The organism is Mycobacterium sp. (assembly GCF_046330795.1).
Classification (GTDB): domain Bacteria; phylum Actinomycetota; class Actinomycetes; order Mycobacteriales; family Mycobacteriaceae; genus Mycobacterium.
In genome coordinates, this window is record NZ_JAXLSA010000005.1 from 62,529 (window position 1) to 85,767 (window position 23,239).

Below are 23,239 nucleotides of genomic sequence, written 5' to 3' on the forward strand. Positions count from 1 at the left end.
GGTGTCAGCCCTGCGCCGATCCGGCCGTGCCGTCGGAGCGCGTCCACGCGACGCTGAGTTCGTCGCGCTCGCCGAAGCGGACCAGGTGCCGTCCGACGACGTCCTCGTAGGTGGCGACGTCGTCCCCGGTGCCCTGGATCTGCAGCACCAGTGCCTCCGGGGTGGAGGTCAGGGTGACGTGGGAGCCGTTCATGTCGAGCGTGCCCGATCCGGTGGTCTCGTCCCAGTTGCCCACCGAGCGGCGGCCCAGGTGTGAGACGAGTTGCTTGCCGTAGCGGGGCGCGCGGTCGGTGGCGACGGTGGCGGTGCTGGTGAGGGTCATGGGGTTTCCTTCCGAAGGGTTGCGGTCAGGTGGCCGGCGCAGGCGATGCCGGCCGCGCCGACCATGACGATGCCCGCGGGCACCGCGGTGGTCTCGCCGGCCAGGCTGGCCAGCGGAGAAACCAAGGCCGCCAACAGGAATTGGCTCGAACCGAGCAGGGCCGAAGCGGTGCCGGCGGCTCGTGGCACCGCGCCGAGGGCCAGGGCCGTACTGTTGCCGAAGATCAGGCCCATGCTGGCGACGGCCGTCCACAGCGGCACCGCGAGCCATCCGGTGGGAGCTCCGGCGGCGGCCAGCGTGAGCACCGCGATGCTCGAGCCGAGCAGGATGACCAGCCCCGTGCGGGCCAGTGCGGCGACGTCGTGCGTGACGACCAGGCGGGCGGACAGGGTACTGCAGCCCAGCAGGCCCAGCGCGTTGAGGCCGAAGGCCATTCCGTACTGGTTGGGCGACAGGCCCATCATGTTCTGGTAGATGAACGGTGATGCCGAGATGTAGGCCATCAGCGCCGCGAACGCGAAGCACAGCGCCACGGTATTGCCGACGTAGGTCCGGCTGCGCAGATCACGCAAAGGTGAACCGGCACCGGCCTTTTGAGCGCGCAGCTCGGCGCGGCGGTGTTCGGTGTGGGTCTCCTTGACCACCACTAACACCGCAATCAGCATGGTGGTGGCGATTCCGAGGACCACTCCCAGGGTTCCGCGCCAGCCCAGTGGCCGGACCAGGAATCCACCAACCAGGGGAGCCACCACCGGGGCGATGCCACCGATTATCATCATCAGGCTGAAGGCGCGGGCGGCGGCCCGGCCGGTGGCCAGGTCGGCGATGATCGCGCGACCGATGACCATCCCGGCCGCGCCCGCACAACCCTGTACGAAACGCGCGCCGATGAGAATCTCGATGGTGGGGGCGAGGACGGCGGCGACGCTGGCCGCGACACAGATCACGGCCCCGCTGACCAGCGGTGCGATGCGACCGAAGCGGTCCGAGAGGGGCCCGAACACGAGTTGCCCGATGGCGAGCCCCAGCAGGAATGCCGTGAGCGTGAGCTGGACGCCCGTCGGCGTGGTGTGCAGATCGTCGACCATCGTGGGGAAGGCCGGGAGATAGAGGTCGATCGCGAACGGGGCGACCGCGGAGAGCAGGGCAAGGGTGATCAGGAGGGCGGGCGTGATGGTGGTGGTGCGCCCGGCGCCGGTTGCCGTTGTGGTCATGAATCTCCCGCCCCGTAGATACTTGTGAAAGTATAGTTGTTTATTCACAACTATTGCAAGACATCCACCGTTGACGGGACAACACTTCTCTGGAACTGTCTTCTCGGACCGGAACTGTCATGTTCCCCATTGGAGAGCGGCATTCTCCCGCGCTGAAGGAGCGACCAGATGGCCAAGGCCTACATCATCGTCACCGAGGACGTCCACGATCCGGCGGGCTTCCAGGCCTACATGGGAGAGGCCGCCAAGGCGATGGCCGACGGCACCGCGACCGTCCTGGCGTTCGACCCCAGCCCCGAGGTGATCGAGGGAGAGTGGCACGGCCCGCAGACCATCATCATGGAGTTCGAATCGAGCGACGCGGCGAAAGCCTGGTACAACTCCGAGCTCTATCAGAAGGCAGCCCCGATGCGGCAGGCCTCGGCGGACTGCAAGGTCGCCATCGTCCAGGGCATGTGATTTCGGTGCAATAGCCGTCGCTGACCGACGGTGTATGCACCGAAATCACTCAGGTGTTACGGCCGCCGTTGACGCCGACGATCTGACCGGTGATGTAGCCGGCCTCCTCGGACACCAGGAACGAGCACGTCGCCGCGATGTCCTCGGGTTTGCCGATCCGGCGCACCGGGGTGGCGGCGATGGTCTTCTCGATATCGCCCAGGTTGCCGCGTTGTTCGGCGCTGCGCAGCATGGGGGTGTCGATGAAACCCGGCGGAATGGCGTTGACCGTGACACCGCTGGGGCCGAACTCGAGTGCCAGCGACTTGGTCAGGCCGTTGACGCCGGACTTCGCCGACACGTAGTGCGTCATGTACGGAGTGCCGGAATGCGTGCTCGACGACGAGATGTTCACGATCCGGCCCCAGCCGGCGTCGATCATGTCCGGCAGCACGGCCTGGATCATGTGGAAGACACCGTGCAGGTTCACGTTGACGATGCGTTGCCAGTCCTCGAACGAGATCTTGAGGAACGGCTTGAACCCGTCGACACCCGCGGCGTTCACCAAAATGCTTACCGGCCCGAGGTTTTCGTGGATGCTCTTGAGCGCCGCGTCGATCTGGGCCCGGTCGGTGACGTCGGCCGCATACGAGTTGGGCGTGTCCGAGGACTGCAGATCGATGGTGGCGACCCGGTAGCCGTCGGCCCCCAGCCGCTCGGCGATGGCCTTGCCGATACCGGAGCCGCCGCCGGTCACCAGCGCGACCTTCTGTGCTCTGCTCTCGTCAGTCATGACTCTCCTCTATATCTGTGGGGGCTGAACCATCTGTGGGGGCTGAAACTCGGCGGGGTGCGCGCAGTCCGAGGACCCGGCGGCCGGCGTCGAGGAGCTGTGCGTGCAGTTCATCGCGGTCGAGATTGGCGAAGCCCGGGCTGGAGGCGCCCGCGATGCCGGCAAGCGCGACGGCGGCCTTGACGGGACCGCCGGGGCCGGGGTTGACCGCCGCCAGTACCGCCATCTGCCGGTCGATGAGGTTGTCCCACTCCTTGCTGGCTCGCAGCATCTGGGCCACGGACGGGTCGGCCGCGAGCACCGAGACCACCCGGTTGTCGACGGCGAGTTGGGCGAACCCATTGATCAGGCACTCGGCGCGAGCGGGTGTGCTGCGTTGGTTCTCGGCCGCGTCGACGACGGCGCGCAGTTGTTCGAGGATCGGGCCCACCACGGCGTCGAGCAATTCCTCGCGGGTGCGGAAGTGGTGGTAGATCGCCGCCTTGGTGAGGCCGAGCTCGTCGGCGATCATCTGCAACGACGTGCCCGCGAACGTGTGCACGGTGCACAGGTCGATCGCCGCCTCGATCAGACGCGCACGGGTGTCGCCCGTCGTGGGCGCCACCGAAGTCGCCGGAACCGTCACGGCATGATCCTCTCCATTGCTAGCCGATCGTACAGTAGATTCCTTTACGATCGTCAAGTACTGTACTAGTCGATCGTAAAGCCGAAATTGGAGAGCAGCCCTCGATGACCGAACTCGATCAGCTCGATTTCTTCACCGACCCGAACCTGGTCGCCGACCCGTATCCGTACATGGAGGCCATGCGGGAGGGATGCCCGGTACGACGCGAACCCCACAAGAACGTCATAGTCGTGACGGGCTACGACGAGGCCGTCGCCGTCTTCGGCGACGCGGACACGTTCTCCTCGTGCACCGCCGTCACCGGGCCCTTCCCCGGCTTCCCCGTCCCGATCGAGGGCGCGGCCGACGACGTCACCGACATCATCGAGGAGTATCGCGAGCAGCTCCCGTTCAGTGACCAGGTCACGGTGATGGATCCGCCGAAGCACACCGAGCACCGCGCGTTGCTGATGGGACTGATCACCCCGAAGCGGCTCAAGGAGAACGAGGACTTCATGTGGGCGCACGCCGACAGGTACCTCGAGCCCTACCTGGCCACCGGCGGCGACTTCATCAAGGGGTTCGGCGCGCCGTTCACCCTCGCCGTCATCGCCGACCTGCTCGGCGTCCCGGAGGAGGACCGCCCCGAGTTCGCCGAGCACATGGATCACAGCAAGGGCGGGGTCGGCAACACCAACGAGAAGTCCCTGGGGCACAGCCCGCTCGAGTACCTGTACCAGAAGTTCTCCGCCTATATCGAGGACCGGCGCGCGACCCCGCGCGAGGATGCGCTCTCGGAGATGGCCGCCGCGAAGTTTCCCGACGGATCCACCCCGGAGGTGATGGACGTGGTACGCATCGCGGCCAACCTCTACACCGCCGGGCAGGAGACCACGGTTCGGCTGTTGAGCACGGCGCTGAAGCTGTTGGCCGAGGATCCGGAGCTGCAGCAGCGCCTGCGTACCGAGCGCGACCTGATCCCCAACTTCATCGAGGAGTGCCTGCGGTTCGAGAGCCCGGTCAAGGGTGACTTCCGGTTGGCCAAACGGAATACCACCGTTGGCGGCGTGGACGTGCCCGCCGGCACCACTGTCATGGTGATGAACGGAGCCGCCAACCGCGATCCCCGCCAGTTCGAGAATCCCGGCGTGCTGGACATCGAGCGGACCAACGCCCGCCGGCACATCGCGTTCGGCCGGGGTGTGCACAGCTGTCCGGGTGCGCCGTTGGCCCGCGCCGAGGCCAAGGTCAGCCTGGAGCGAATCCTGCAGCGCACCAAGAACATCCGGCTCTCCGAAGAGCACCACGGCCCGGCCGGGCAGCGCCGGTTCAGCTACGTGCCGACCTTCATCCTGCGCGGCCTGACCGACCTGCACCTGGAGTTCGACTGATGCGCGCGTCGGTCAACGACGGGCTGTGCCGCGGCCACGGGGTGTGCGTCGCCCTGTGCCCGGAGGTGTTCACGCTCACCGACTGGGGCTACGCCGAGGCGATCGACGACGACGTGCCGGCGGAGTTCGAGGGCGCGGTGCGCGAAGCGATCGAAGCCTGCCCCGAGCACGCGATCACCGCGGAGTAGCCGCGGGGATCAGGCGTTGACGATCACCGGGTCGCCGATGCCGACGTTGTTGTAGTACCACTGCGCGTTGTCCGGGCTGAGGTTGACGCAGCCGTGGCTGACGTTGGAGTAGCCCTGTTGCCCGACCGACCACGGTGCGGAGTGCACGTAGACGCCGCCCCAGGTGATCCGGACCGCGTAGTACACCGTCAGCTTGTAGCCCTCCGGGTCGTTGAGCGGGATGCCGATGGTCCGCGAGTCCATCACCACCGGATTCTGCTTCTCCAGGACGGTGAACGAGCCGACGGGGGTCGGGTGCTTGGGCTTACCCATCGAGGCCGGCATCTTCCGGGCGACCTCGCCGTCGATGCTGACGGTGAACGTGTGGTTGGAGATGCTGGCCACCCCCACCACCGACGCGCCGACGTTGAAGTCCAGCGGCATATTGCCGACGGAGGCCTTTACCTGGGAATGCGCAGGCCAGAACTGTGCCGGGGTCCACTGAACGATGTTGTCGCTGAGCCATTCGAACGTGCCGGTGGCCCGTGCGGGTGACACCACGAAGATGGACTTCTCGGCCGCGGACCGGTCGGCCACCGCGCCCGCATAGGTCACGGTGATCGGCATGCCCACGCCGACCGTTGCCCCGTTGTCGGGGGAAACCTCGACGACGCGGGGAGCAGGCTGCGGGGTCTGGAAGGCCGTCGGTGCCGAGGTGGCACCCGTGCCGGGGCCGGTGACGGCACCGGAGGCCGGCCAGAGGGGGATGACCAGAGCGATCACGGACACCCCGGAGATGGCCTGAACATAGCGAAACGCTCGACGCAAGTGAACATCCTTCCAAGCAGTGCGACTACCGATCCTAACGTCACACGGCAAACCGCTCATGACAACGGAGTTGTCGTCGTTCGACATCTGGATTGTTACAGGTCCAGGCCGGTCAGCCAGGCGTCGACGCACCGGGCGACGTCGCGCCAGCCCGGCTCGAGCATCATGTTGTGCCCCATGCCGGGAAACATCCGGGCCCGCGTGCGGTAGGCCCGAGCGGTGGCGCGGACCTGGCGGCGACTGATCAACCCGTCCTCGTCGGCGCCGAGCACCAACACCGGGGCGCCGACCCGGTCCGGGTTGGCGAGATCGGCGTAGAGCAGGTCGCGGTAGAGCACCCGCGTGCTCTCGTCCTGCAGGAGCGCGTTGTATCGGTTCACCAACTCCACCGGCGTCGCGCGGCTGTAGAAGGAACTGCGGGCCACCACCGGTTGTCCGAAGAACAACAGCGGCCTGCGGACCAACGCCGGCCGGCCGATATGCCGGGGATGCCGGACCGAGGCCCGCACCATGGCGGGGAGCAGGCCCCGCGGCGGCGCCGACGCGACGAGCACGCCGGCTGGCGCCGCGTGCACGGCGAGGTACTTCTGCACGATGAATCCGCCCATCGAGTGCCCGATCACCACCGGCGGGACGGGCAGGGCCGATGCGACCTCATGGATGTCGTCGACGTAGTCGGCGACGGTGCAGTGGTTCAGCGGCTTGTCCGACGGACTGTTGCCGTGGCCGCGCAGGTTCAGCGCCAGCGCCCGATAACCGTTGTCGGCGAAGAAGTTCAGGAAGTTCTCCGTCCAGCACCACGCCCCATGGAAGGCGCCGTGCACGAACAACAGCGGCGCGGGATGCCGCTGGCTGCCGGTGCCTCGCTCCACTACCTCGACGGGCACGCGCTACAACCAGTCCCGGCGCTTCATCACGATGTAGAGGAGGACGCAGATGACCGCGATCAGTGCGGAACTCACGACAAAGCCCCAATGCACCCCGAAACCGGGATAGGGCACGTTCTGGCCGTAGAAGCCCGTGATGGCGGTGGGGACGGCGACGATGGCCGCCCACCCGGTCAGCTTCTTCATCACGTTGTTCAGCCGGGCGTCCTGCAGCGAGAGGTTCGTCTCGAAAACCGTTGTCACCATGTCCCGCAACGATTCGGTCCATTCCGACACCCGCAGCACATGGTCGTAGAGATCGATGTAGAGCGGGTCGAGTTCGGGGGAGTGGTGGTTCTCGTGACGGCGGTGCTGGATCGCGCTGACCACCTCACGCATGGGCAACACGACCCGGCGCAGTTGCACCAGATCCTTGCGGAACTGAAAACTGCGGCGCTGGAACGTCCGTCGCTGGTCGTTGGCCCGCGACGGTGGGTCGAACAGTTCGTCCTCGAGCCCCTCGATGCAGTCGTCGAGAACCTGCACGGCATCGAAGTGACCGTCGACCACGACGTCGAGCAGGCCGTGCACCAGGGCGGCCACGCCATAACGCGGCGTGTCCAGCTCATCCCAGCGCAGGGACACCTCCTCGATGTCGAACTGCGGCGCAAGGCGAACGGTCACCAGGGCACGCTCGAGGACGAAGGCCGAGATGCGGTGCTTGGTCAGCAGCGAGACCGGATCGGCCGTGTAGTCCGGGGTGGCCATGTCCACGGCGTAGACCGTGAAGAAGGTGTGCGTCGGATAGATGGTGGCCTTCACGCGTTCCGATGGAGCGACGGCGTCCTCGACGGCCCACACGTTGAGGCCGAGTTCGGTGGCGAGATCGGTGAGCGCGGCATGGTCGGGATCGTAGAGGTCCACCCAGACCAGGGTGTCGGGCTCGGTGAGGTAGTCCGAGATCGAGTCGAATTCGAAATCCGGCTGCGAAACGCCGCCGCGCCACACCCGGCCGCGGACGGTGCATCCAAGGGGAGCCACGGACCCATCACAGCACACTCGCCGTAGGAGGGGCTACGGATGCCAGGCGGTCCAGCGCTGCACCGTCACGGCGATCACCGGGCCGTCCAGCGGAACAGATTGGTACTGAGCATATTTCGCGCGGAGCAGCGCGCGTCCGGTATCGGCGTCGGGCCCGGCCGTGGACACCGAAGCGACGCCGTCGGCGCGCACCCACCACAATTGCCCCCAGTCGTCGTCGTAGTGGTCGACGAGCAGGCACACCCGAGGTGTAGCGGCGATGTTGGCCAGCCGTTTCAGCAGCTGCGTGGACTTCGGCTTGCCGTCGACGGCGGTGTACACCCTGTCGTGGTCGACACCCTGGCCGACGGCGAACACCACCGGAACCAGGTGTGGCGCACCGTCGTCGGCGACGGTCGCCAGGCGGGCCACCCGGGCCGATGCGAACCGTTGGCGATCACGTTCGCCGGAACCGTCGGACACGCCACCCAGCGTAGGTACCGTGGTCGGGTGGAGATCAACATCCTGGAGTATTCGGGCGCAGGCGACGGCCGGTCGATCATCGACGCCTACGTCGAACAGGTCGCGCAACTGCACGACGAGGGCTTCACCCGGGTGTGGAGCACGCAGATGCCCTTCGAACGCGACCTGCTGACCGCGATGGCCGTCGCGTTCCGTGAGGTCGACGGCATCGAACTGGCCACCGGGGTGCTGCCGATCCAGAATCAGCATCCGATGCTGCTCGCGCAGCGGGCCCTGACCCTCAACGCGATCGCCGGCGGCCGGCTGGTCCTGGGTCTGGGGATGACGCACGCGACCGTCAGCGAAGGGATGTGGGGCATCCCGTGGGACAAGCCGATCCGGCGTCTCGGTGAGTTTCTCGATGGGCTGCTGCCGTTGCTCGACGGCCAGCCGGTCAATGTCACGGGGGAGACCGTGACGTCCCGGGGTGCGCTGCAGATCCCCGGCGCGAGTGCGCCACCGGTGTACATCGCCGCGCTGGGCCCGCAGATGCTGAAGCTGGCCGGGCGCCGCACCGCGGGCACCGTGACGTGGATGACCGGGCCCAAGACGCTGGCCGAGCACATCGGACCGGTGCTGCGCGATGCCGCGGTCGCGGCGGGACGGCCCCGCGACGCGGTGCGGGTGGGGTCCGCGCTGCCGGTCGCGGTCACCGATGACGTCGACGCGCTGCGCACCTTCGCCGCGCAGCGCTACGCCATGTACGGGCAGCTGCCGTCGTACCGGGCGATGCTGGACCGTGAGGGCTATGCCGGTCCCGAGGACGCCGCGCTGATCGGGTCCGAGGGCGAGGTGACCGAACGGCTGGCCGAGGTGCGGGCCGCCGGTGTCGACGAGTTCGTGGCCGACACGTTCGATCCCGCGCCGGAGGGTCGGGCGCGCACCCGGGCGCTGCTGCGCAGCCTGGCCTGAGCCGGCCCGGTACTCCCGCCGAGCGTCCGCATTTGTACACCGCGCGCGGCGTGTCGCCGTACGAACACGGACGCTCGGCGAAAGGGGGGATCAGCTGAGGGTGCGGGCCTGTGTTACCAGATCGACTGTGGCCTGGCGCATTTCGGATACCTCGTCGAGCCGGGCCGGATAACCCACCCGCGTATAGGCCACCCCGCGCGGTGTGGTCACCCGTAGATCCAGGCCGTACCGGTCGGCGCCGGTGCACACCGCCGAGTCGGTGTCGGGGTAACCGCCCATGGTGCGGGCGAGCAGCGCCAGGGAATCGGCGTGGTCGGCATTGAGGTGGGCGATCGCGGCACCGGCCCGCGGGGTCACCGGGTCGGCTTCGGCCACCGCGTAGTCCTGGCCGGAGGCCGAGTCCATCCGCCCGTAGCCGCCCACCCAGCGCACCCGCTCGACCCGGAGCACCCACAGCGCGAAATCGCTGTAGTCGACGTAGTACTTCGCCGCCGGAACGGCGTCGAGGTGCACCTGCCGTGCGGCGTCCCGCAGGTCGTCGTCGGGCGCGAACACGTTGCCGGCCAGCGTGATTCGGGCGTGTGCCAGCGGATCGCCGTCGGCGGAGGGTGCCACCACCGAGATGCTGGCCCGCCGGTCGCCGGCCAGGTTGCGGCCGTGCTCGGCCATGTGCGACACGCACAGCACCGGGTCGCCACCGAGCAGGCCGTAGGTGATCAGTGACGCCCACGGGGAACCGTCGGGGCTCAGGCTGGCCAGCGTCGCGGTGTTCGTGGATGCCGCGATGGTGCGGGCCTCCTCCGCGGCCGACGGACGAACCGGGTTGACGACATCACCCAGTGGTGGCGGGATGGAGGGGGCGTCACCGGGGTCGCCGTGGTCGCGCAACGTCATGTCGGCACTGTAGCCCCGATCGAATTCGTCGAGTCAGCAAGTACGCACACGACGTTCGAGTGGACCTGGTGCGTCAGCGCTGGCCCGCTGTGATCACCTGTCGGCGAGCGCCGCGTGCGCCGCGTTGTAGCCCGGAATGAAGGTGATGCCCGGCCCACCGTGGCAACCGGCCCCCGCGAGATAGAGCCCCTCGACCGGAATCGGTTGGTCCACATAGCCGTTCGGGCCCGGTCGGTTGGGGCCGATCTGGTCGGAATGCAACAGCCCGTGACAATAGTCCCCGCCGGGCGCGCCGAACATGGTGCCCATGTGTTTCGGGGTGAACGTGGTGTGCCGGGTGATCAGGCTCTCGAAGTTCGGCGCGATCCGGCTGATCTTCTCGATCACCCGCCGGCCCATCTCGGCCTTCATCTCTCCGTAGCCGGCCTGGTGTTCCCCGATGGGGAACCACAGCGAGAACGCCGAGGCGGCATGCTTGCCCGCCGGCGCCAGCGCCGGGTCGTTCACCGACGGGATCTGCAGGGCGATCGCCGGATCGGCGGGCACCACCCCGCGCCGGCTGTCCTCCCACTGCTGCTGCAATTCCTCCGGCGTGCTGAACAATCCGATCGCCGACTGCATGGCCGGGTCGTTGAGCACCTCGTAGGGCGCGGCGAATTCCGGGATGCCGTCGAGTGCGAAGTGCATCTGCAGGTAGCTGCCGCGATGGTCGATGTGGCCGAACCGGGTCCGCACCTCCTCGGAAACGCTCGCCGGGTCGAGCAGCCCGTTGACGGTGAGGTCGGGCGCCAGACCGGAGACGACGACGGGCGCGCGCAGCACCGTGCCGTCCTCGAGCCGGACTCCGGTCACCCGACCGGCCTCGGTGCTGATCTCGGTCACCTTGCTGCGCAACCGAACCTCGCCGCCGGCGGCCTCGAACGACGCGCGCAGATGGTCGGTCAGCGCGCCGATGCCGCCGGTGAGCTTCTTCATCAGCGCGGCGTTCTCGTCGGGGACGGCCAGCCCGTACGCCAATGCGGCCGCGGTGCCCGGCACCTCCGGCCCGCGGTAGGTGGTGTTGACGGCCAGGAACGCCAGCATGCCCCGCAGTGCGCCGTGCTTCTCGCGATCGGGCAGGTAGCGGTCCAGGACGTCGGTGACCGAGCCGAACAGCAGGTCGTTGATCGCGAGGCGCTCGGCCGGGGTGGACGCGCACGCGTACATCTCGTCGAACGTCCTGGGTGGTGTGCCGGCATCGAAACGCCCGAGTGCGCGGGTCGGGGCCAGGCTCCACGCCATCAGGCCCGCCATTCCGTTGACGGCCTCGACCCCGTGCACCTCGCCGAGATGGGCGAGCAGCTTCATCGGGTCGGTGTAGTAGATGAGCGGATCGTCACCGATCCCGCGCAGTGACACCGACATCACGTCCAGATCGATGGTCGGCAGGGTGTCCAGGCCGAGTTCCTTGCTCACCGTCAGTGCGGTGGGGAACTGCAATGAACCGGCGATCTCGAAGTGGTACCCGTCGAAGAGTTCCACCGTGGAGGCCATCCCGCCCGCGTACAGCTTGGCGTCCAGGCACAGGGTGCGAAGCCCGGCCCGCTGCAGGATGACCGCGGCCGCCAGGCCGTTGTGGCCCGCACCGATCACGATCGCGTCGAAATCTGACTCCGTCATGTGGACCCGTCCTCGCCGGCCGAGCGTGCATCCATATGTATTTCTGGACGGCTGAAATGCATATGCATGCACGCTCGGCAACACTTGTTTTGTCAATTATGACAAAACAAGTGCGTTCAGGATGCCGGATTCGAGGGTCGAGAGCCCGGTGCGGCACAACCGTGCCAGCTCGTCGAGCGTGCGGTCGGTGCCGAGCATCCACAGCTCCATGGCGCCGAACACCGCCGCCGCGACACAGCGCGCGGCCACCGTCAGCTGCAGCTCGGGATCGGGCAGATCGGCGAACATCTCCGCATGCGTGCGGTTCATGCGCAGCTGAACCGCCCCGGCGAACTCGGCCTCGACCTGCCGGATGTGACGCACGATGCGATCGGGATCCATCTCCTCGGTCCGCAGCGCGGCGATCTTGGTGACCGCGTCACCGTCGTACGGGAACGCGAAGATCGCGGCGCACACGGACGCGATGACGGGTTCGTCGTCCGGACGGGCCAACAATGCCGCGCGGAACCACTGCAATCCGGCGTCGTAATCGGCGAACAAAAGGTCGTGTTTGGAAGCGAAATGCCGATAGAACGTGCGCAGGGAAACCCCGGCGTCGGCCGCGATCTGCTCCGCGGATGTGTCGTCGACGCCCTGCGCGAGGAACCGGACCAGAGCCGCTTGGCGCAGCGCTTCCCGGGTGCGTTCACTGCGCGCCGTTTGTGCAGGTCGGGCCATGGGATAACGCTAACTGCCGAGCCCGATAATTGTCACTTTCGACAAAAGCGAGTCGCCCATCTTGTGACCTAACCGAGCCGCGTTCGCATACCCCTCGACTATCAAAGGCCGGGTCTGCCCTGTAGGGTCACCCCCCGAGGCATGTCATATGTCGATGCGAACACGTAATGAAGACACCGTTCTCGGCGATACATGAGAGCGAATGGAGACTGCGACGTCTGCGTCGTAAAGACAGATTGGCTGGAAAGCACAGATGAAACTTGTTGAGAAGATCCGTGGGACGTGGGCCAAGCGGCTCGGCGTGGCCGCGATGGCCGCCCTGGCCTTCCCGGGCCTGGCAGGAGTGACCGGCGAGATCGCCACCGCCGGCGCGTTCTCCCGCCCCGGCCTGCCGGTCGAGTACCTGGACGTCCCGTCGGCCGGTATGGGTCGCGACATCCGGATCCAGTTCCAGAGCGGCGGCCCGAACTCGCCGGCCGTGTATCTGCTCGACGGCCTGCGCGCCCAGGACGATTACAACGGCTGGGACATCAACACTCAGGCCTTCGAGTGGTACCTCGACTCGGGGCTGTCGATCGTGATGCCCGTCGGTGGTCAGTCCAGCTTCTACAGCGACTGGTATGCGCCGGCCAAGAACAAGGGCCCGACCCAGACCTACAAGTGGGAGACGTTCCTGACCCAGGAACTGCCCGCGTGGTTGCAGGCCAACCGGGACGTGCGACCCACCAACAACGCCGCCGTCGGTCTGTCGATGGCCGGTTCGGCCTCGCTGATCCTGTCGGTGTACCACCCCAATCAGTTCACCTACGCGAGCTCGATGTCGGGCTTCCTGAACCCGTCCGAGGGCTGGTGGCCGTTCCTGATCAACATCTCGATGGGCGATGCCGGCGGCTTCAGCGCCAACGACATGTGGGGCCGGACCGAGGACCCGAACAGCGCCTGGAAGCGCAACGACCCGATGGTGCAGATCCCGCAGATCGTCGCCAACAACACCCGCATCTGGATCTACTGCGGTAACGGCCAGCCCAACGAGCTGGGCGGCGGCGATCTGCCGGCCACCTTCCTGGAGGGCCTGACCATCAAGACGAACATCACCTTCCGCGACAACTACATCGCGGCCGGTGGCACCAACGGTGTGTTCAACTTCCCGGACAACGGCACGCACAACTGGGCGTACTGGGGCCGCGAGCTGCAGGCCATGAAGCCGGACCTGCAGGCCCACCTGCTCTGATATCGGCCTCGAAAGAACGAGAGCCGAACGCGAATCCCCCGACGGTGTCGGGGGATTCTGCGTTTCGGTAGCACTTGCGTTTTTGTGGCACGCAGATCGGGTACGAGCGACTACGTTTCACGCTGGAGATGCGCCGCCGCCATCTCATCGACACCGCATCGTCGGCCGAACATCGGAGGGTTTCCGCCCATGGCCATCAAAATCCGGCGTACCGGCGCGCTGTTGGGATCCGTCGCACTCGCACTGGGCGCCGTCACGATGACCGCGTGCGCGCCACCGGCGAACAAGACCGGCGACGGTGCCGGTGGCGACCACCCGGCCGCGACGGCCACGTCGGCGGCGGACCTCGGCGGTCTCGACGCGTTGATCGCCGCGGCCAAGCAGGAGGGTCAGCTGAACGTGATCGCGCTGCCGCCGGACTGGGCGAACTACGGTGCGATCATCAAGGCGTTCGGCGACAAGTACGGCATCACGGTCAACTCGGCGCAGCCGGACGCGGCCAGCCAGGACGAGATCAACGCCGCCAGCCAGCAGAAGGGCAAGAGCACCGCGCCCGACGTGTTCGACCTCGGCCAGTCGGTGGCGCTGGCCAACACCGCGACGTTCGCGCCCTACAAGGTGCAGAACTGGGCCGAGATCCCCGACCGCCTCAAGGACCCCGGGGGCAAGTGGGTCAACGACTACGCCGGTTTCATGTCGATCGGCTACGACTCGGCCAAGGTTCCCGACATCACGTCCGTCGATGACCTGCTGAAGCCGGAATTCAAGGGCAAGGTCGCGCTGAACGGCGACCCGACCCAGGCCGGCGCCGCGTTCTCCGGCGTCATGATGGCAGCCCTGTCACAGGGCGGTACGGCCGACGACATCGCGCCGGGGGTGGAGTTCTTCGGCAAGCTGAAGCAGGCCGGCAACTTCCTGCCCGTCGATCCCACACCGGCCACCATCCAGTCCGGTCAGACCCCGGTGGTGATCGACTGGAACTACCTCAACGGTGTGCAGACCGAGAAGTTGCCGTCCTGGCGGGTGGTCGTGCCGTCCAACGCCGCCGTGGCCTCCTACTACTACCAGGCGATCAACGCCGCCGCGCCGCATCCCGCCGCCGCCCGGTTGTGGCAGGAATTCCTCTACAGCGACGAGGGCCAGAACCTGTTCGCCCAGGGCGGCGTGCGTCCGGTCCGGGCCGACCACATGATCTCGGCCGGCACGCTGAACAAGGCCGCGTTCGACAAGCTGCCGGCGATCGACGGCCCGACGGTGATCCTGACCGAGGAGCAGAACAAGGCCGCCAGTGCCTACCTGGCCGAGAACTGGGCCAAGGCGATCGGCTGAGCGGCGGTGCCACGCCCTCCCCGAGAAATCGCACCTCGCCTGCGCGAGGCGCTGCCGCTGGTGCCCTTCCTCGCGCTCGTCGGTGTGTTCCTGGTCATCCCCACCGTGACGGTGCTGGTGAACGCATTCGTCGTCGACGGCAGCTTCTCGCTGGAGCGGATCGCCGGTCTGTTCGGCCGCACCGCCCTGACCGCGATGGGCCGCAGCCTGGTGCTGTCCGGCGTCACCGCCGTCATCGGCGCCGTGCTCGGTGCGGTGCTGGCATGGTTGGTCCTCGGACGTCCGGCGACCTCGCTGCTACGTCGCGCAGTGCTCGCGCTGTGCAGCGTCCTGGCCCAATTCGGCGGTGTGGCACTGGCTTTCGCCTTCCTGGCCACCATCGGGCTCAACGGCGTGCTGACGGTGTGGGCCCAGCAACGGTTCGGCTGGGACCTGTCCGGGGACGGCTGGTTGTACGGACTGCCGGGCCTGATCCTGGTGTACTGCTACTTCCAGATCCCGTTGATGGTGGTCGTCTTCCTGCCGGCCCTCGACGGTCTGCGAACCCAGTGGCGGGAGGCGGCCGTCAGCCTGGGCGCGTCGACCTGGCAGTACTGGCGGGAAGTGGCGTTCCCCCTGTTGACCCCCGCGTTCGTGGGATCCGCACTCCTGTTGTTCGCCAACGCCTTTGCCGCCTACGCGACCGCCGCGGCCCTGGTGAGCCAGGGCGCGCCGATCGTGCCCCTGTTGATCAGGGCGGCGCTGACCAGCGAGGTGGTCCTGGGCCGGGAGGGCTTCGCCTACGCGCTGGCCGTCGAGATGGTGGTGGTGGTCGCGCTGGTGATGCTGGCCTACCGGGTGCTGGTACGGCGGTCGGCACGGTGGCTGCGATGAACCGAACCGGACTGGGCACCAAGGTCTTTCGCATGTCGATGGCCGCACTCTTCGCGCTGTTCTTCCTGTTCCCGCTCTATGCGATGGCCGACTTCAGCACCCGCAACCTGCTCGGTCACGGGCGCACGCTCGCCGCGTGGCGCAACCTGCTGGCCGACGACGCGCTGTTCCACGCGATCGTCATCTCCCTGGCGCTGGCGGTGTTGACCGTGCTGACGATGCTGGCGATCCTGGTGCCGACGATGATCTGGGTGCGGCTGCGCGCGCCCTGGGCCCGCGGACTGGTCGAATTCCTCTGCCTGTTGCCGCTGACCATTCCCGCACTTGTGATCGTGGTCGGCCTGCGCAATGTGTACCTGTGGGTGACCTACCTGCTCGGCGAGTCGGCCCTGACGCTGACGTTCGTGTACGCCGTCATCGTGCTGCCGTTCGCCTACCGCGCCCTCGACGGCGCGCTCTCCTCGATCGACCTGCAGACCCTGTCGGAAGCGGCGCGCTCGCTCGGCGCGGGCTGGACCACCGTCATCCTGCGGGTGGTGCTGCCCAACATCTGGTCGGGCATCCTGTCGGCGGCATTCATCTCGATCGCGGTGGTCCTCGGGGAGTACACCATCGCGTCGCTGAGTGGGTTCGAGACGATCCAGGTCCAGATCGTGGCCGTCGGCAAGACGGACGGACCGACCTCCGTCGCCGCGTCGCTGGCGGTGCTGCTGTTCGGGTTCGTCCTCCTGATGGTCCTGTCGTTGGTGACCGGCCGCCGTCGGCGCGGGGTGCCCTCATGACCGGGCACCGGGCGCCGGTGGCCGTCGAATTCCAGGCGCTGACCAAACAATTCGGCGCGGTGCGGGCCCTGGACGGATTGTCGCTGCGGGTGGAGCCGGGTGAACTGGTGGCACTGCTCGGGCCGTCGGGGTGCGGCAAGACCTCGGCGCTGCGGATCCTGGCCGGGTTGGATGCGCCCACGTCCGGCGTGGTGACGCTCGACGGCCGCGACGTCACCGACGTTCCCGCCAACAAGCGCGACATGGGCATGGTGTTCCAGGCCTACAGCCTCTTCCCGCATCTGAGCGCGCGCGACAATGTTGCCTTCGGGCTGAAACTGCGCGGGAAGAGCAAGGCGGACCGGATATCCCGCGCGGCCGAGTTGCTCGAGCTGGTGGGCCTGTCCGCGCACGCCGACAAGTACGCCGCAGAACTGTCCGGTGGCCAACAACAGCGCGTCGCGCTGGCCCGGGCGCTGGCGATCGAGCCGCGCGTGCTGCTGCTCGACGAACCCCTCTCCGCGCTGGACGCCAAGGTTCGGGTGCAGCTGCGCGAGGAGATCCGCCGGGTGCAGACCGAGATCGGCATCACGACCCTGTTCGTCACCCACGATCAGGAGGAGGCGCTGGCCGTCGCGGATCGCGTGGGCGTGATGAGCCACGGCCGGCTCGAACAGATCGCGGCGCCGGTCGAACTGTACGCCCGGCCGGCCACGCCGTTCGTCGCCGATTTCGTCGGCCTCAACAACGAGCTGCCCTGCCAGGTGATCGATGGGTCCGCACACCTGCTGTGGCTGACACTGCCCACATTGCCCGGCTCGGTCAGCGCGGGGCCGGGCATTGCGCGCGTGCGGCCCGAGGCCGTGACCGTCACCGCGGACCCGGGCGGGCCGGCCACGGTGACGTCGGTGTCGTTCATGGGCGCGATCTCCCGGGTGCACTGCGAACTCGACGGGGTGCGGGTGACCGCCCAGCTGCCCAGCGCGCGGGCGGCCGAATTCACTCCCGGCGGCCGGGTTGCGCTCCAACTCGAGGTCGACGCCGTCATGGTGGTGCCGGTCTGAGCCGACGCTGCAAAGATGGGACGGATTGAGCGCCCGCTGTCGCGGGTACGAGACGAGCGATGGATCCGGTGACGATGCAACAACCCGAGGACGGTTTCGTCGACCATCCCCACGCGGAGGACTTCGCGCAGGCCCGCATCCTGCCCGAGGACCGCACCTGGTTCAAGAAGGCCGTGTTCTACGAGGTGCTGGTACGAGCGTTCTACGACTCGGACTCCGACGGGTCGGGGGACCTGTGCGGCCTGATCGACCGACTGGACTACCTGCAATGGCTCGGGGTGGACTGCCTGTGGCTGCCGCCGTTCTACGATTCACCGCTGCGGGACGGCGGGTACGACATCCGTGACTTCTACCGGGTGCTGCCCGAATTCGGCACGGTGGACGACTTCGTGGCCCTGCTCGACGCGGCGCACCGGCGCGGCATCCGGGTGATCACCGACCTGGTGATGAATCACACCTCCGATTCGCACCAGTGGTTCCAGGAGTCCCGCCGTGATCCCGGTGGCCCCTACGGCGACTTCTATGTCTGGGGCGACAGCAGCGAGCGCTATCCGGATGCCCGGATCATCTTCGTCGACACCGAGGAGTCCAACTGGACGTTCGATCCGGTACGTCGGCAGTTCTACTGGCACCGGTTTTTCAGCCATCAGCCCGATCTGAACTACGACAACCCGGCCGTGCAGGAGGCGATGGTCGACGTTCTGCGGTTCTGGCTGGGTCTGGGTATCGACGGTTTCCGACTGGACGCGGTGCCGTATCTGTTCGAACGCGACGGCACCAACTGTGAGAACCTGCCCGAGACGCACGCCTTCCTCAAGCACTGCCGCAAGGTGATCGACGACGAGTTCCCCGGCCGGGTCCTGCTCGCCGAGGCAAACCAGTGGCCCGCCGATGTCGTCGAGTACTTCGGGGACCCCGCCACCGGCGGCGACGAATGCCACATGGCCTTCCATTTCCCTTTGATGCCACGGATTTTCATGGCGGTGCGGCGGGAATCCCGGTTCCCGATCTCGGAGATACTGGCGCAGACTCCGCCGATCCCGGACCTGGCCCAGTGGGGCATCTTCCTGCGCAACCACGACGAGTTGACCCTCGAGATGGTCACCGACGAAGAGCGCGACTACATGTACACCGAATACGCCAAGGATCCGCGGATGAAGGCCAATGTCGGCATCCGCCGCCGGCTGGCGCCCCTGCTGGACAACGATCGCAATCAGATCGAGTTGTTCACCGCGCTGCTGCTCTCGCTGCCGGGATCGCCGGTGCTGTACTACGGAGACGAAATCGGCATGGGCGACATCATCTGGCTCGGCGACCGCGACGGCGTGCGCACCCCGATGCAGTGGACTCCCGACCGCAACGCCGGATTCTCCACCGCCACACCCGGTCGCTTGTACCTGCCGCCCAACCAGGATGCGATCTACGGCTACCACTCGGTGAATGTCGAAGCCCAGCGCGACAATTCGGCGTCATTGCTGAACTGGACGCGACGGATGCTCTCGGTGCGCAAGCGTCATGACGCGTTCGCCACCGGCACCTTCCGGGAGCTGGGCGGCTCGAATCCGTCGGTGCTGGCGTTCGTCCGGGAGGGCGCGCCGGCGGGGGGCGCCGACGACATCGTGTTGTGCGTCAACAACCTGTCGCGGTTCCCGCAGCCCATCGAGCTGGATCTGCAGCCGTGGAACGGCTACACCCCGGTGGAACTGATGGGCCGGGTGCACTTCCCGCCGATCGGCCAGCTGCCGTATCTGCTGACGCTGCCGGGTCACGGGTTCTACTGGTTTCAGCTCTGCCAACTCGACCCCGCCGCCGGCACCCAGGAGGGAGGCGCGCAATGAGCCTGCCGTTCGCCGAATGGCTGCCCGCCCAACGATGGTTCGCCGGTGGGCGGGAATTGATCTCGGCCACCGCAACTTCGGTCGTTGCGCTGCGCGACAATCTGGACCTGATGCTCGTCGATGCCCAGTACGCCGACGGCACCTCGGAGCGCTACCAGGTGCTGGTCAGCTGGGACATCGAACCGGTCCCCGAATACGCCGAGCGAGCCGAGATCGGCTCCGCGGACGGCCGGATCGGCTTCGACGCGCTCTACGATCCCGATGCCGCTCGGTTCCTCATGACGCTGATGGAGGGCTCGGCGGTGCGCGGTGAGGTGACGTTCAGTGCCGAACCCTTGGTGGATCTGCCCGTCGACGAACCGCCCCGGGTGTTCGGCGCCGAGCAGAGCAACACCAGCGTGATCTTCGGCCAGCGCGCGATCCTGAAGGTGTTCCGCCGCGTCACCCCGGGGATCAATCCCGATATCGAGCTGAATCGTGCCCTCGGCCGGGCCGGTGACCCGAACGTGGCCAAGCTGCTCGGCAGCTACGAAACAACTTGGGACGCAGAGCCTTTCCCGCTGGGCATGGTGACGGCGTTCGCGCCGAACTCGGCCGAGGGGTGGGACATGGCGAGCGCCAGTGCGCGCGACCTGTATGCCGAGGGCGATCTGTACGCCGACGAGGTGGGTGGAGATTTCGCCGCCGAGTCCTTCCGCCTGGGTGAGGCCGTCGCATCGGTACACCTGACGCTGGCCGAGCAACTCGGCACGTCGACGTCGTCGTTCCCGGTCCAGACCGCTCTGAGCCGGCTGGATTCGACCAGGGCCGTGGTGCCCGCCCTGGAGCCGTTCGCCGATGCGATCCGCGCCCGGTTCGAGGCCCTGCGCGATGTGCCGATCACCGTGCAGCGCATCCACGGCGATCTGCATCTGGGGCAGGTGCTGCGCACACCCGAGACCTGGCTCGTGATCGACTTCGAGGGCGAACCCGGCGCGCCGATCGCCGAGCGCCGGCGGCCGGATTCGCCGCTGCGCGACGTGGCCGGAATGCTGCGCTCCTACGAGTACGCCGCGTATCAGCCGCTGGTCGGTCAGGAGGGCAACAAGCAGTTGGCCGCCCGGGCCCGCGAGTGGACCGACCGCAACCGGGAGGCGTTCTGCGACGGGTACGCCAAGGTGGCCGGGGCGGATCCGCGAACGTCGCCCGATCTGCTGGCCGCCTACGAACTGGACAAGGCGGTCTACGAGGCGGGCTATGAGGCCCGGTATCGTCCGTCGTGGCTGTCCATCCCGCTGCGCTCCATCGCACGATTGCTGGAATGACCTGTGCTCGAGAGGATCTCAACATGCATGCTGCCGTGACCGTTCACATGGCCGCCCCGCCCGAAGCGGTGTGGAACGTCATCTCCGATGTGCGCAATACCCCGCGGTTCTCACCGGAGGTGTTCGAGTCGGAGTGGCTGGGCGGCGCCACCGGCCCCGCGCTGGGCGCCAAGTTCCGCGGCCATGTCAAGCGCAACGAGATGGGGCCGATCTACTGGACGACGTGCCGCGTCACGGCGTGCGAGCCCGGTCGGTCCTTCGGCTTCGAGGTGCTCGCCGGGAATCGGGCGGTCAACAACTGGCTCTACGAACTGGCGCCGGCCGGCGACGGCACGGACGTCACCGAGTCGTTCCGAATGAACGAGGGCCTGTTCACGACGCTGTTCGGGCTCTTCGGCGGGCAGCTGCGCACGCGCCGGAACCGCCGGGACATGACGACGACGCTCAACCGCATCAAGGCGGAGCTCGAAAAGCCCTGAGCTGTCAGAACAGCGTGGCGGTGCAGTAGGTCCGTGCGGGTGATGGATACGGCCAGGCGTAGCTGCCGCCGCCGGCCGGGCACGCGCTCTGGTCGTGCACGTCGAGGCGGCGGGTGACCTGCACCAGCAGTCCGCTGTCGGGACTCCCGGTGCGCGAATCGCTGCATGCGGCCTTCTCGACCACCCCGATCGGCATGCCCAGGCGGTAGCAGTGGTCGGCCACCAGGTTGGGGACCAGGCACAGCCCCGCGGTGGCCCGGTCGGCGACCGGCGCCGCGAAGTGCTGGTACTCGGTGGTGGGGCAGCTTCCCGACACGTCGGTCATCGCCCCGACCGTGTAGCTGGGATCATCCGCGCAGGAAGCCCGACGGGTCTGCACGGCATCGCCGGCGCCGGTCGTCACCACCACGCAGTCGCCGACGGCCACCGGCCGCGAGATGTCCTGCTCGACCGCCACCCGGGCCCGGTGCAGCGCGGCCGCCGCACCCAGCGCACCGGCGACGACGACCACCGTCGCGGTGAGCACGAGCAGCGGCTTGCGGGGCACACGAAGAGACTGACAGACGAAGCCCCACCTGTCCCGATTTTCACAGGCGTATACCCGGACGCGCGTCCGCGAGCCGCCAGCGACACACCGTAGAGTGACGAATGTCATACTGATGCGAGATTCTCGGTGCCATCGGGGGAGGTGCGCATGACGACGACGATCGGTGCCGGCCTGGGCGGCCGCCAGAACGGGACGCCACCGCCGAATGTTCCGTTGGACGATGTCGACCTGGGAAAACGACGCTTCTGGTCCCGGGACGACGATCTGCGCGACGGGGCGTTCGCGACACTGCGCCGCGAGGCGCCGATCAAGTTCTTCGAGGTGCCCAAGCTGCCGGGCTTCGAAACGGGCCCCGGGCACTGGGCGCTGACCACGTTCGAACACGTGCACCATGCCAGCAGGCACCCCGAGATATTCAGCTCGGTGCCGGCCAGCACCACGCTGGCCGAGATCGACCCCGCCGTCGCCGAGTTCGGCGGGTCGATCATCAATCTCGACGATCCCCGGCATCAGCGGCTGCGGTCGATCGTGAACCGGGCCTTCACGCCGAAGATGGTGGCCCGCATCGAGGACAGCGTCCGGATCAGGGCGCAGCGACTGGTCGCCGACATGATCGCGAACCATCCCGACGGGACCGCCGACTTCGTCGAGGCCGTCTCCGGCCCGCTGCCGCTGCAGATCATCTGCGACATGATGGGCATCCCCGAGGAGGACGAGGCCAAGGTCTACCACTGGACGACGGTCCTGCTGGGCGCCGGCGACGAAGAGGTGGCACACAACCGCGACGAGATCATCCAGGTCATCCTCGATCTCGCCGCCTACGGCATCGAGCTCGCTGAATCCCGGCGGGCGCATCCGCGCGACGACCTGACCTCCAACCTGGTGCAGGCGGAGGTCGACGGTGAGCGCCTGACGTCGGCGGAGATCGCGTCGTTCTTCATCCTGCTGTCCGGCGCCGGTAACGAGACCACCCGCAACGCAATCAGCCACGGCATGGTCGCGTTGAGCCGCTACCCGGACGAGAAGGCCAGATGGTGGTCGGATTTCGACGGCCTGGCCGGCACCGCCGTCGAGGAGATCGTGCGCTGGGCGACGCCGGTGATCTTCATGCGGCGAACCCTGACCGAGGACGTGGAACTCGGTGGAGTGCGGATGCGTGCCGGCGAGAAGGTGTCGATGTGGTACAACTCCGCCAACCGCGACGAGTCCAAGTTCGACGATCCGTGGCGGTTCGATGTGGGACGAAACCCGAATCCGCACTTCGGGTATGGCGCCGGCGGGACCCACTTCTGCCTGGGCGCCAACCTGGCCCGGCGCGAGATCCGGGTGGCCTTCGAGGAACTGCGGGATCAGGTGCCCGACATCGTGGCGGTCGACGAGCCGGCGATCCTGCAGTCGGCCTTCATCCATGGCATCAAGCGACTCCAGGTCGGGTGGACACCGCCGGCCTGATCTGTCGGTGTCGG

At 67.5% G+C, this 23,239-nt stretch carries 25 protein-coding genes; 13 read left to right on the forward strand and 12 right to left on the reverse strand.

Annotated features, from left to right (window positions below; genetic code table 11):
• Window positions 1–4 precede the first annotated feature (4 nt).
• Both U0R18_RS17180 and U0R18_RS17185 read right to left on the reverse strand, forming a co-directional pair.
• Window positions 5–322 (reverse strand): DUF2218 domain-containing protein, encoded by a 318-nt coding sequence (locus U0R18_RS17180; RefSeq protein WP_526370587.1) that lies wholly within the window; start codon window positions 320–322, stop codon window positions 5–7.
• Window positions 319–1,536 carry a multidrug effflux MFS transporter gene (locus U0R18_RS17185; protein WP_526370589.1) on the reverse strand — a complete coding sequence of 406 codons (1,218 nt, stop codon included), beginning with the start codon at window positions 1,534–1,536 and terminating at the stop codon, window positions 319–321. Before U0R18_RS17185 ends, U0R18_RS17180 begins: the two co-directional genes overlap by 4 nt.
• Window positions 1,537–1,704: 168 nt before the next feature.
• Between U0R18_RS17185 and U0R18_RS17190 the strand changes: the two genes are divergently transcribed.
• Window positions 1,705–1,995 carry a DUF1330 domain-containing protein gene (locus tag U0R18_RS17190; RefSeq protein ID WP_526370591.1) on the forward strand — a complete coding sequence of 97 codons (291 nt, stop codon included), beginning with the start codon at window positions 1,705–1,707 and terminating at the stop codon, window positions 1,993–1,995.
• A gap of 49 nt (window positions 1,996–2,044) precedes the next feature.
• Here the strand turns inward: U0R18_RS17190 and U0R18_RS17195 are convergent, their stop codons facing one another.
• Together U0R18_RS17195 and U0R18_RS17200 are read right to left on the reverse strand one after the other, a co-directional pair.
• The gene (locus U0R18_RS17195) at window positions 2,045–2,767 is read right to left on the reverse strand and encodes an SDR family NAD(P)-dependent oxidoreductase (protein WP_526370593.1); all 723 of its coding nucleotides are present in this window, start codon (window positions 2,765–2,767) and stop codon (window positions 2,045–2,047) included.
• Complete coding sequence (locus U0R18_RS17200; RefSeq protein WP_526370595.1) at window positions 2,760–3,392, reverse strand: TetR/AcrR family transcriptional regulator; 633 nt, start codon at window positions 3,390–3,392, stop codon at window positions 2,760–2,762. The genes U0R18_RS17195 and U0R18_RS17200 overlap by 8 nt, the downstream gene beginning before the upstream one ends.
• Before the next feature lie 104 nt (window positions 3,393–3,496).
• Between U0R18_RS17200 and U0R18_RS17205 the strand changes: the two genes are divergently transcribed.
• Both U0R18_RS17205 and U0R18_RS17210 read left to right on the forward strand, forming a co-directional pair.
• Window positions 3,497–4,762, forward strand: coding sequence for a cytochrome P450 (locus U0R18_RS17205; protein ID WP_526370597.1), 1,266 nt, complete (start codon window positions 3,497–3,499; stop codon window positions 4,760–4,762).
• Window positions 4,762–4,950 carry a ferredoxin gene (locus tag U0R18_RS17210; RefSeq protein ID WP_526370599.1) on the forward strand — a complete coding sequence of 63 codons (189 nt, stop codon included), beginning with the start codon at window positions 4,762–4,764 and terminating at the stop codon, window positions 4,948–4,950. Before U0R18_RS17205 ends, U0R18_RS17210 begins: the two co-directional genes overlap by 1 nt.
• A 9-nt stretch (window positions 4,951–4,959) precedes the next feature.
• Here U0R18_RS17210 and U0R18_RS17215 read toward each other — a convergent pair whose 3' ends face one another.
• The 4 genes from U0R18_RS17215 to U0R18_RS17230 form a co-directional block, all read right to left on the reverse strand.
• Complete coding sequence (locus U0R18_RS17215; RefSeq protein WP_526370965.1) at window positions 4,960–5,709, reverse strand: L,D-transpeptidase; 750 nt, start codon at window positions 5,707–5,709, stop codon at window positions 4,960–4,962.
• Between the two features lie 143 nt (window positions 5,710–5,852).
• Window positions 5,853–6,644, reverse strand: a complete 792-nt coding sequence (locus tag U0R18_RS17220; RefSeq protein WP_526370601.1) for an alpha/beta hydrolase — start codon at window positions 6,642–6,644, stop codon at window positions 5,853–5,855.
• Between the two features lie 3 nt (window positions 6,645–6,647).
• A complete protein-coding gene (locus tag U0R18_RS17225; protein ID WP_526370602.1) occupies window positions 6,648–7,664 on the reverse strand; it encodes a magnesium transporter CorA family protein in 1,017 nt (338 codons plus the stop codon).
• Window positions 7,665–7,697: 33 nt separating this feature from the next.
• Window positions 7,698–8,126: a TIGR03668 family PPOX class F420-dependent oxidoreductase gene (locus tag U0R18_RS17230; RefSeq protein ID WP_526370604.1), complete on the reverse strand. Its 429-nt coding sequence runs from the start codon at window positions 8,124–8,126 to the stop codon at window positions 7,698–7,700.
• A 27-nt stretch (window positions 8,127–8,153) separates the two neighbouring features.
• On the opposite strand from U0R18_RS17230, the gene U0R18_RS17235 reads away from it, so the two are divergent.
• Complete coding sequence (locus tag U0R18_RS17235; RefSeq protein WP_526370606.1) at window positions 8,154–9,077, forward strand: TIGR03564 family F420-dependent LLM class oxidoreductase; 924 nt, start codon at window positions 8,154–8,156, stop codon at window positions 9,075–9,077.
• 90 nt (window positions 9,078–9,167) lie between these two features.
• Here the strand turns inward: U0R18_RS17235 and U0R18_RS17240 are convergent, their stop codons facing one another.
• From U0R18_RS17240 to U0R18_RS17250, 3 genes are all read right to left on the reverse strand, one after another.
• On the reverse strand, window positions 9,168–9,971 hold the full coding sequence (locus tag U0R18_RS17240; RefSeq protein ID WP_526370608.1) for a HugZ family pyridoxamine 5'-phosphate oxidase: 804 nt from the start codon (window positions 9,969–9,971) through the stop codon (window positions 9,168–9,170).
• A 93-nt stretch (window positions 9,972–10,064) separates the two neighbouring features.
• A complete protein-coding gene (locus U0R18_RS17245) occupies window positions 10,065–11,630 on the reverse strand; it encodes a phytoene desaturase family protein (protein ID WP_526370610.1) in 1,566 nt (521 codons plus the stop codon).
• Between the two features lie 96 nt (window positions 11,631–11,726).
• Window positions 11,727–12,347, reverse strand: a complete 621-nt coding sequence (locus U0R18_RS17250) for a TetR/AcrR family transcriptional regulator (RefSeq protein ID WP_526370612.1) — start codon at window positions 12,345–12,347, stop codon at window positions 11,727–11,729.
• Between the two features lie 253 nt (window positions 12,348–12,600).
• On the opposite strand from U0R18_RS17250, the gene U0R18_RS17255 reads away from it, so the two are divergent.
• The 8 genes from U0R18_RS17255 to U0R18_RS17290 all read left to right on the forward strand — a co-directional run bounded on the left by U0R18_RS17255 (window position 12,601) and on the right by U0R18_RS17290 (window position 21,226).
• Complete coding sequence (locus U0R18_RS17255) at window positions 12,601–13,578, forward strand: alpha/beta hydrolase (RefSeq protein ID WP_526370614.1); 978 nt, start codon at window positions 12,601–12,603, stop codon at window positions 13,576–13,578.
• Between the two features lie 189 nt (window positions 13,579–13,767).
• The gene (locus U0R18_RS17260) at window positions 13,768–14,907 is read left to right on the forward strand and encodes an ABC transporter substrate-binding protein (RefSeq protein WP_526370616.1); all 1,140 of its coding nucleotides are present in this window, start codon (window positions 13,768–13,770) and stop codon (window positions 14,905–14,907) included.
• A 27-nt stretch (window positions 14,908–14,934) separates the two neighbouring features.
• Window positions 14,935–15,780: an ABC transporter permease gene (locus U0R18_RS17265; protein ID WP_526370967.1), complete on the forward strand. Its 846-nt coding sequence runs from the start codon at window positions 14,935–14,937 to the stop codon at window positions 15,778–15,780.
• Window positions 15,777–16,562, forward strand: a complete 786-nt coding sequence (locus tag U0R18_RS17270; protein ID WP_526370618.1) for an ABC transporter permease — start codon at window positions 15,777–15,779, stop codon at window positions 16,560–16,562. Before U0R18_RS17265 ends, U0R18_RS17270 begins: the two co-directional genes overlap by 4 nt.
• On the forward strand, window positions 16,559–17,605 hold the full coding sequence (locus U0R18_RS17275) for an ABC transporter ATP-binding protein (RefSeq protein WP_526370620.1): 1,047 nt from the start codon (window positions 16,559–16,561) through the stop codon (window positions 17,603–17,605). Before U0R18_RS17270 ends, U0R18_RS17275 begins: the two co-directional genes overlap by 4 nt.
• 59 nt (window positions 17,606–17,664) lie before the next feature.
• The gene (gene treS, locus U0R18_RS17280; protein ID WP_526370622.1) at window positions 17,665–19,443 is read left to right on the forward strand and encodes a maltose alpha-D-glucosyltransferase; all 1,779 of its coding nucleotides are present in this window, start codon (window positions 17,665–17,667) and stop codon (window positions 19,441–19,443) included.
• Window positions 19,440–20,747: a maltokinase N-terminal cap-like domain-containing protein gene (locus U0R18_RS17285; protein WP_526370624.1), complete on the forward strand. Its 1,308-nt coding sequence runs from the start codon at window positions 19,440–19,442 to the stop codon at window positions 20,745–20,747. Before treS ends, U0R18_RS17285 begins: the two co-directional genes overlap by 4 nt.
• A gap of 23 nt (window positions 20,748–20,770) precedes the next feature.
• On the forward strand, window positions 20,771–21,226 hold the full coding sequence (locus U0R18_RS17290; protein WP_526370626.1) for an SRPBCC family protein: 456 nt from the start codon (window positions 20,771–20,773) through the stop codon (window positions 21,224–21,226).
• Window positions 21,227–21,230: 4 nt separating this feature from the next.
• On the opposite strand, the gene U0R18_RS17295 is transcribed toward U0R18_RS17290, so the two are convergent.
• The gene (locus U0R18_RS17295) at window positions 21,231–21,773 is read right to left on the reverse strand and encodes a hypothetical protein (protein WP_526370628.1); all 543 of its coding nucleotides are present in this window, start codon (window positions 21,771–21,773) and stop codon (window positions 21,231–21,233) included.
• Window positions 21,774–21,920: 147 nt separating this feature from the next.
• Here U0R18_RS17295 and U0R18_RS17300 point away from each other — a divergent pair, with 147 nt between their 5' ends.
• Window positions 21,921–23,225: a cytochrome P450 gene (locus U0R18_RS17300; RefSeq protein ID WP_526370630.1), complete on the forward strand. Its 1,305-nt coding sequence runs from the start codon at window positions 21,921–21,923 to the stop codon at window positions 23,223–23,225.
• The last annotated feature ends 14 nt before the right edge of the window (window positions 23,226–23,239 follow it).

What these genes read in the sequence shown, in the direction of transcription:
- U0R18_RS17180 (WP_526370587.1), bottom strand. Translation starts at nt 322, where the DNA reads ATGACCCTCACCAGCACCGCCACCGTCGCCACCGACCGCGCGCCCCGC.
- U0R18_RS17185 (WP_526370589.1), bottom strand. Translation starts at nt 1,536, where the DNA reads ATGACCACAACGGCAACCGGCGCCGGGCGCACCACCACCATCACGCCC.
- U0R18_RS17190 (WP_526370591.1), top strand. Translation starts at nt 1,705, where the DNA reads ATGGCCAAGGCCTACATCATCGTCACCGAGGACGTCCACGATCCGGCG.
- U0R18_RS17195 (WP_526370593.1), bottom strand. Translation starts at nt 2,767, where the DNA reads ATGACTGACGAGAGCAGAGCACAGAAGGTCGCGCTGGTGACCGGCGGC.
- U0R18_RS17205 (WP_526370597.1), top strand. Translation starts at nt 3,497, where the DNA reads ATGACCGAACTCGATCAGCTCGATTTCTTCACCGACCCGAACCTGGTC.
- U0R18_RS17210 (WP_526370599.1), top strand. Translation starts at nt 4,762, where the DNA reads ATGCGCGCGTCGGTCAACGACGGGCTGTGCCGCGGCCACGGGGTGTGC.
- U0R18_RS17240 (WP_526370608.1), bottom strand. Translation starts at nt 9,971, where the DNA reads ATGACGTTGCGCGACCACGGCGACCCCGGTGACGCCCCCTCCATCCCG.
- U0R18_RS17245 (WP_526370610.1), bottom strand. Translation starts at nt 11,630, where the DNA reads ATGACGGAGTCAGATTTCGACGCGATCGTGATCGGTGCGGGCCACAAC.
- U0R18_RS17250 (WP_526370612.1), bottom strand. Translation starts at nt 12,347, where the DNA reads ATGGCCCGACCTGCACAAACGGCGCGCAGTGAACGCACCCGGGAAGCG.
- U0R18_RS17255 (WP_526370614.1), top strand. Translation starts at nt 12,601, where the DNA reads ATGAAACTTGTTGAGAAGATCCGTGGGACGTGGGCCAAGCGGCTCGGC.
- U0R18_RS17260 (WP_526370616.1), top strand. Translation starts at nt 13,768, where the DNA reads ATGGCCATCAAAATCCGGCGTACCGGCGCGCTGTTGGGATCCGTCGCA.
- U0R18_RS17270 (WP_526370618.1), top strand. Translation starts at nt 15,777, where the DNA reads ATGAACCGAACCGGACTGGGCACCAAGGTCTTTCGCATGTCGATGGCC.
- U0R18_RS17275 (WP_526370620.1), top strand. Translation starts at nt 16,559, where the DNA reads ATGACCGGGCACCGGGCGCCGGTGGCCGTCGAATTCCAGGCGCTGACC.
- treS (WP_526370622.1), top strand. Translation starts at nt 17,665, where the DNA reads ATGGATCCGGTGACGATGCAACAACCCGAGGACGGTTTCGTCGACCAT.
- U0R18_RS17285 (WP_526370624.1), top strand. Translation starts at nt 19,440, where the DNA reads ATGAGCCTGCCGTTCGCCGAATGGCTGCCCGCCCAACGATGGTTCGCC.
- U0R18_RS17290 (WP_526370626.1), top strand. Translation starts at nt 20,771, where the DNA reads ATGCATGCTGCCGTGACCGTTCACATGGCCGCCCCGCCCGAAGCGGTG.
- U0R18_RS17300 (WP_526370630.1), top strand. Translation starts at nt 21,921, where the DNA reads ATGACGACGACGATCGGTGCCGGCCTGGGCGGCCGCCAGAACGGGACG.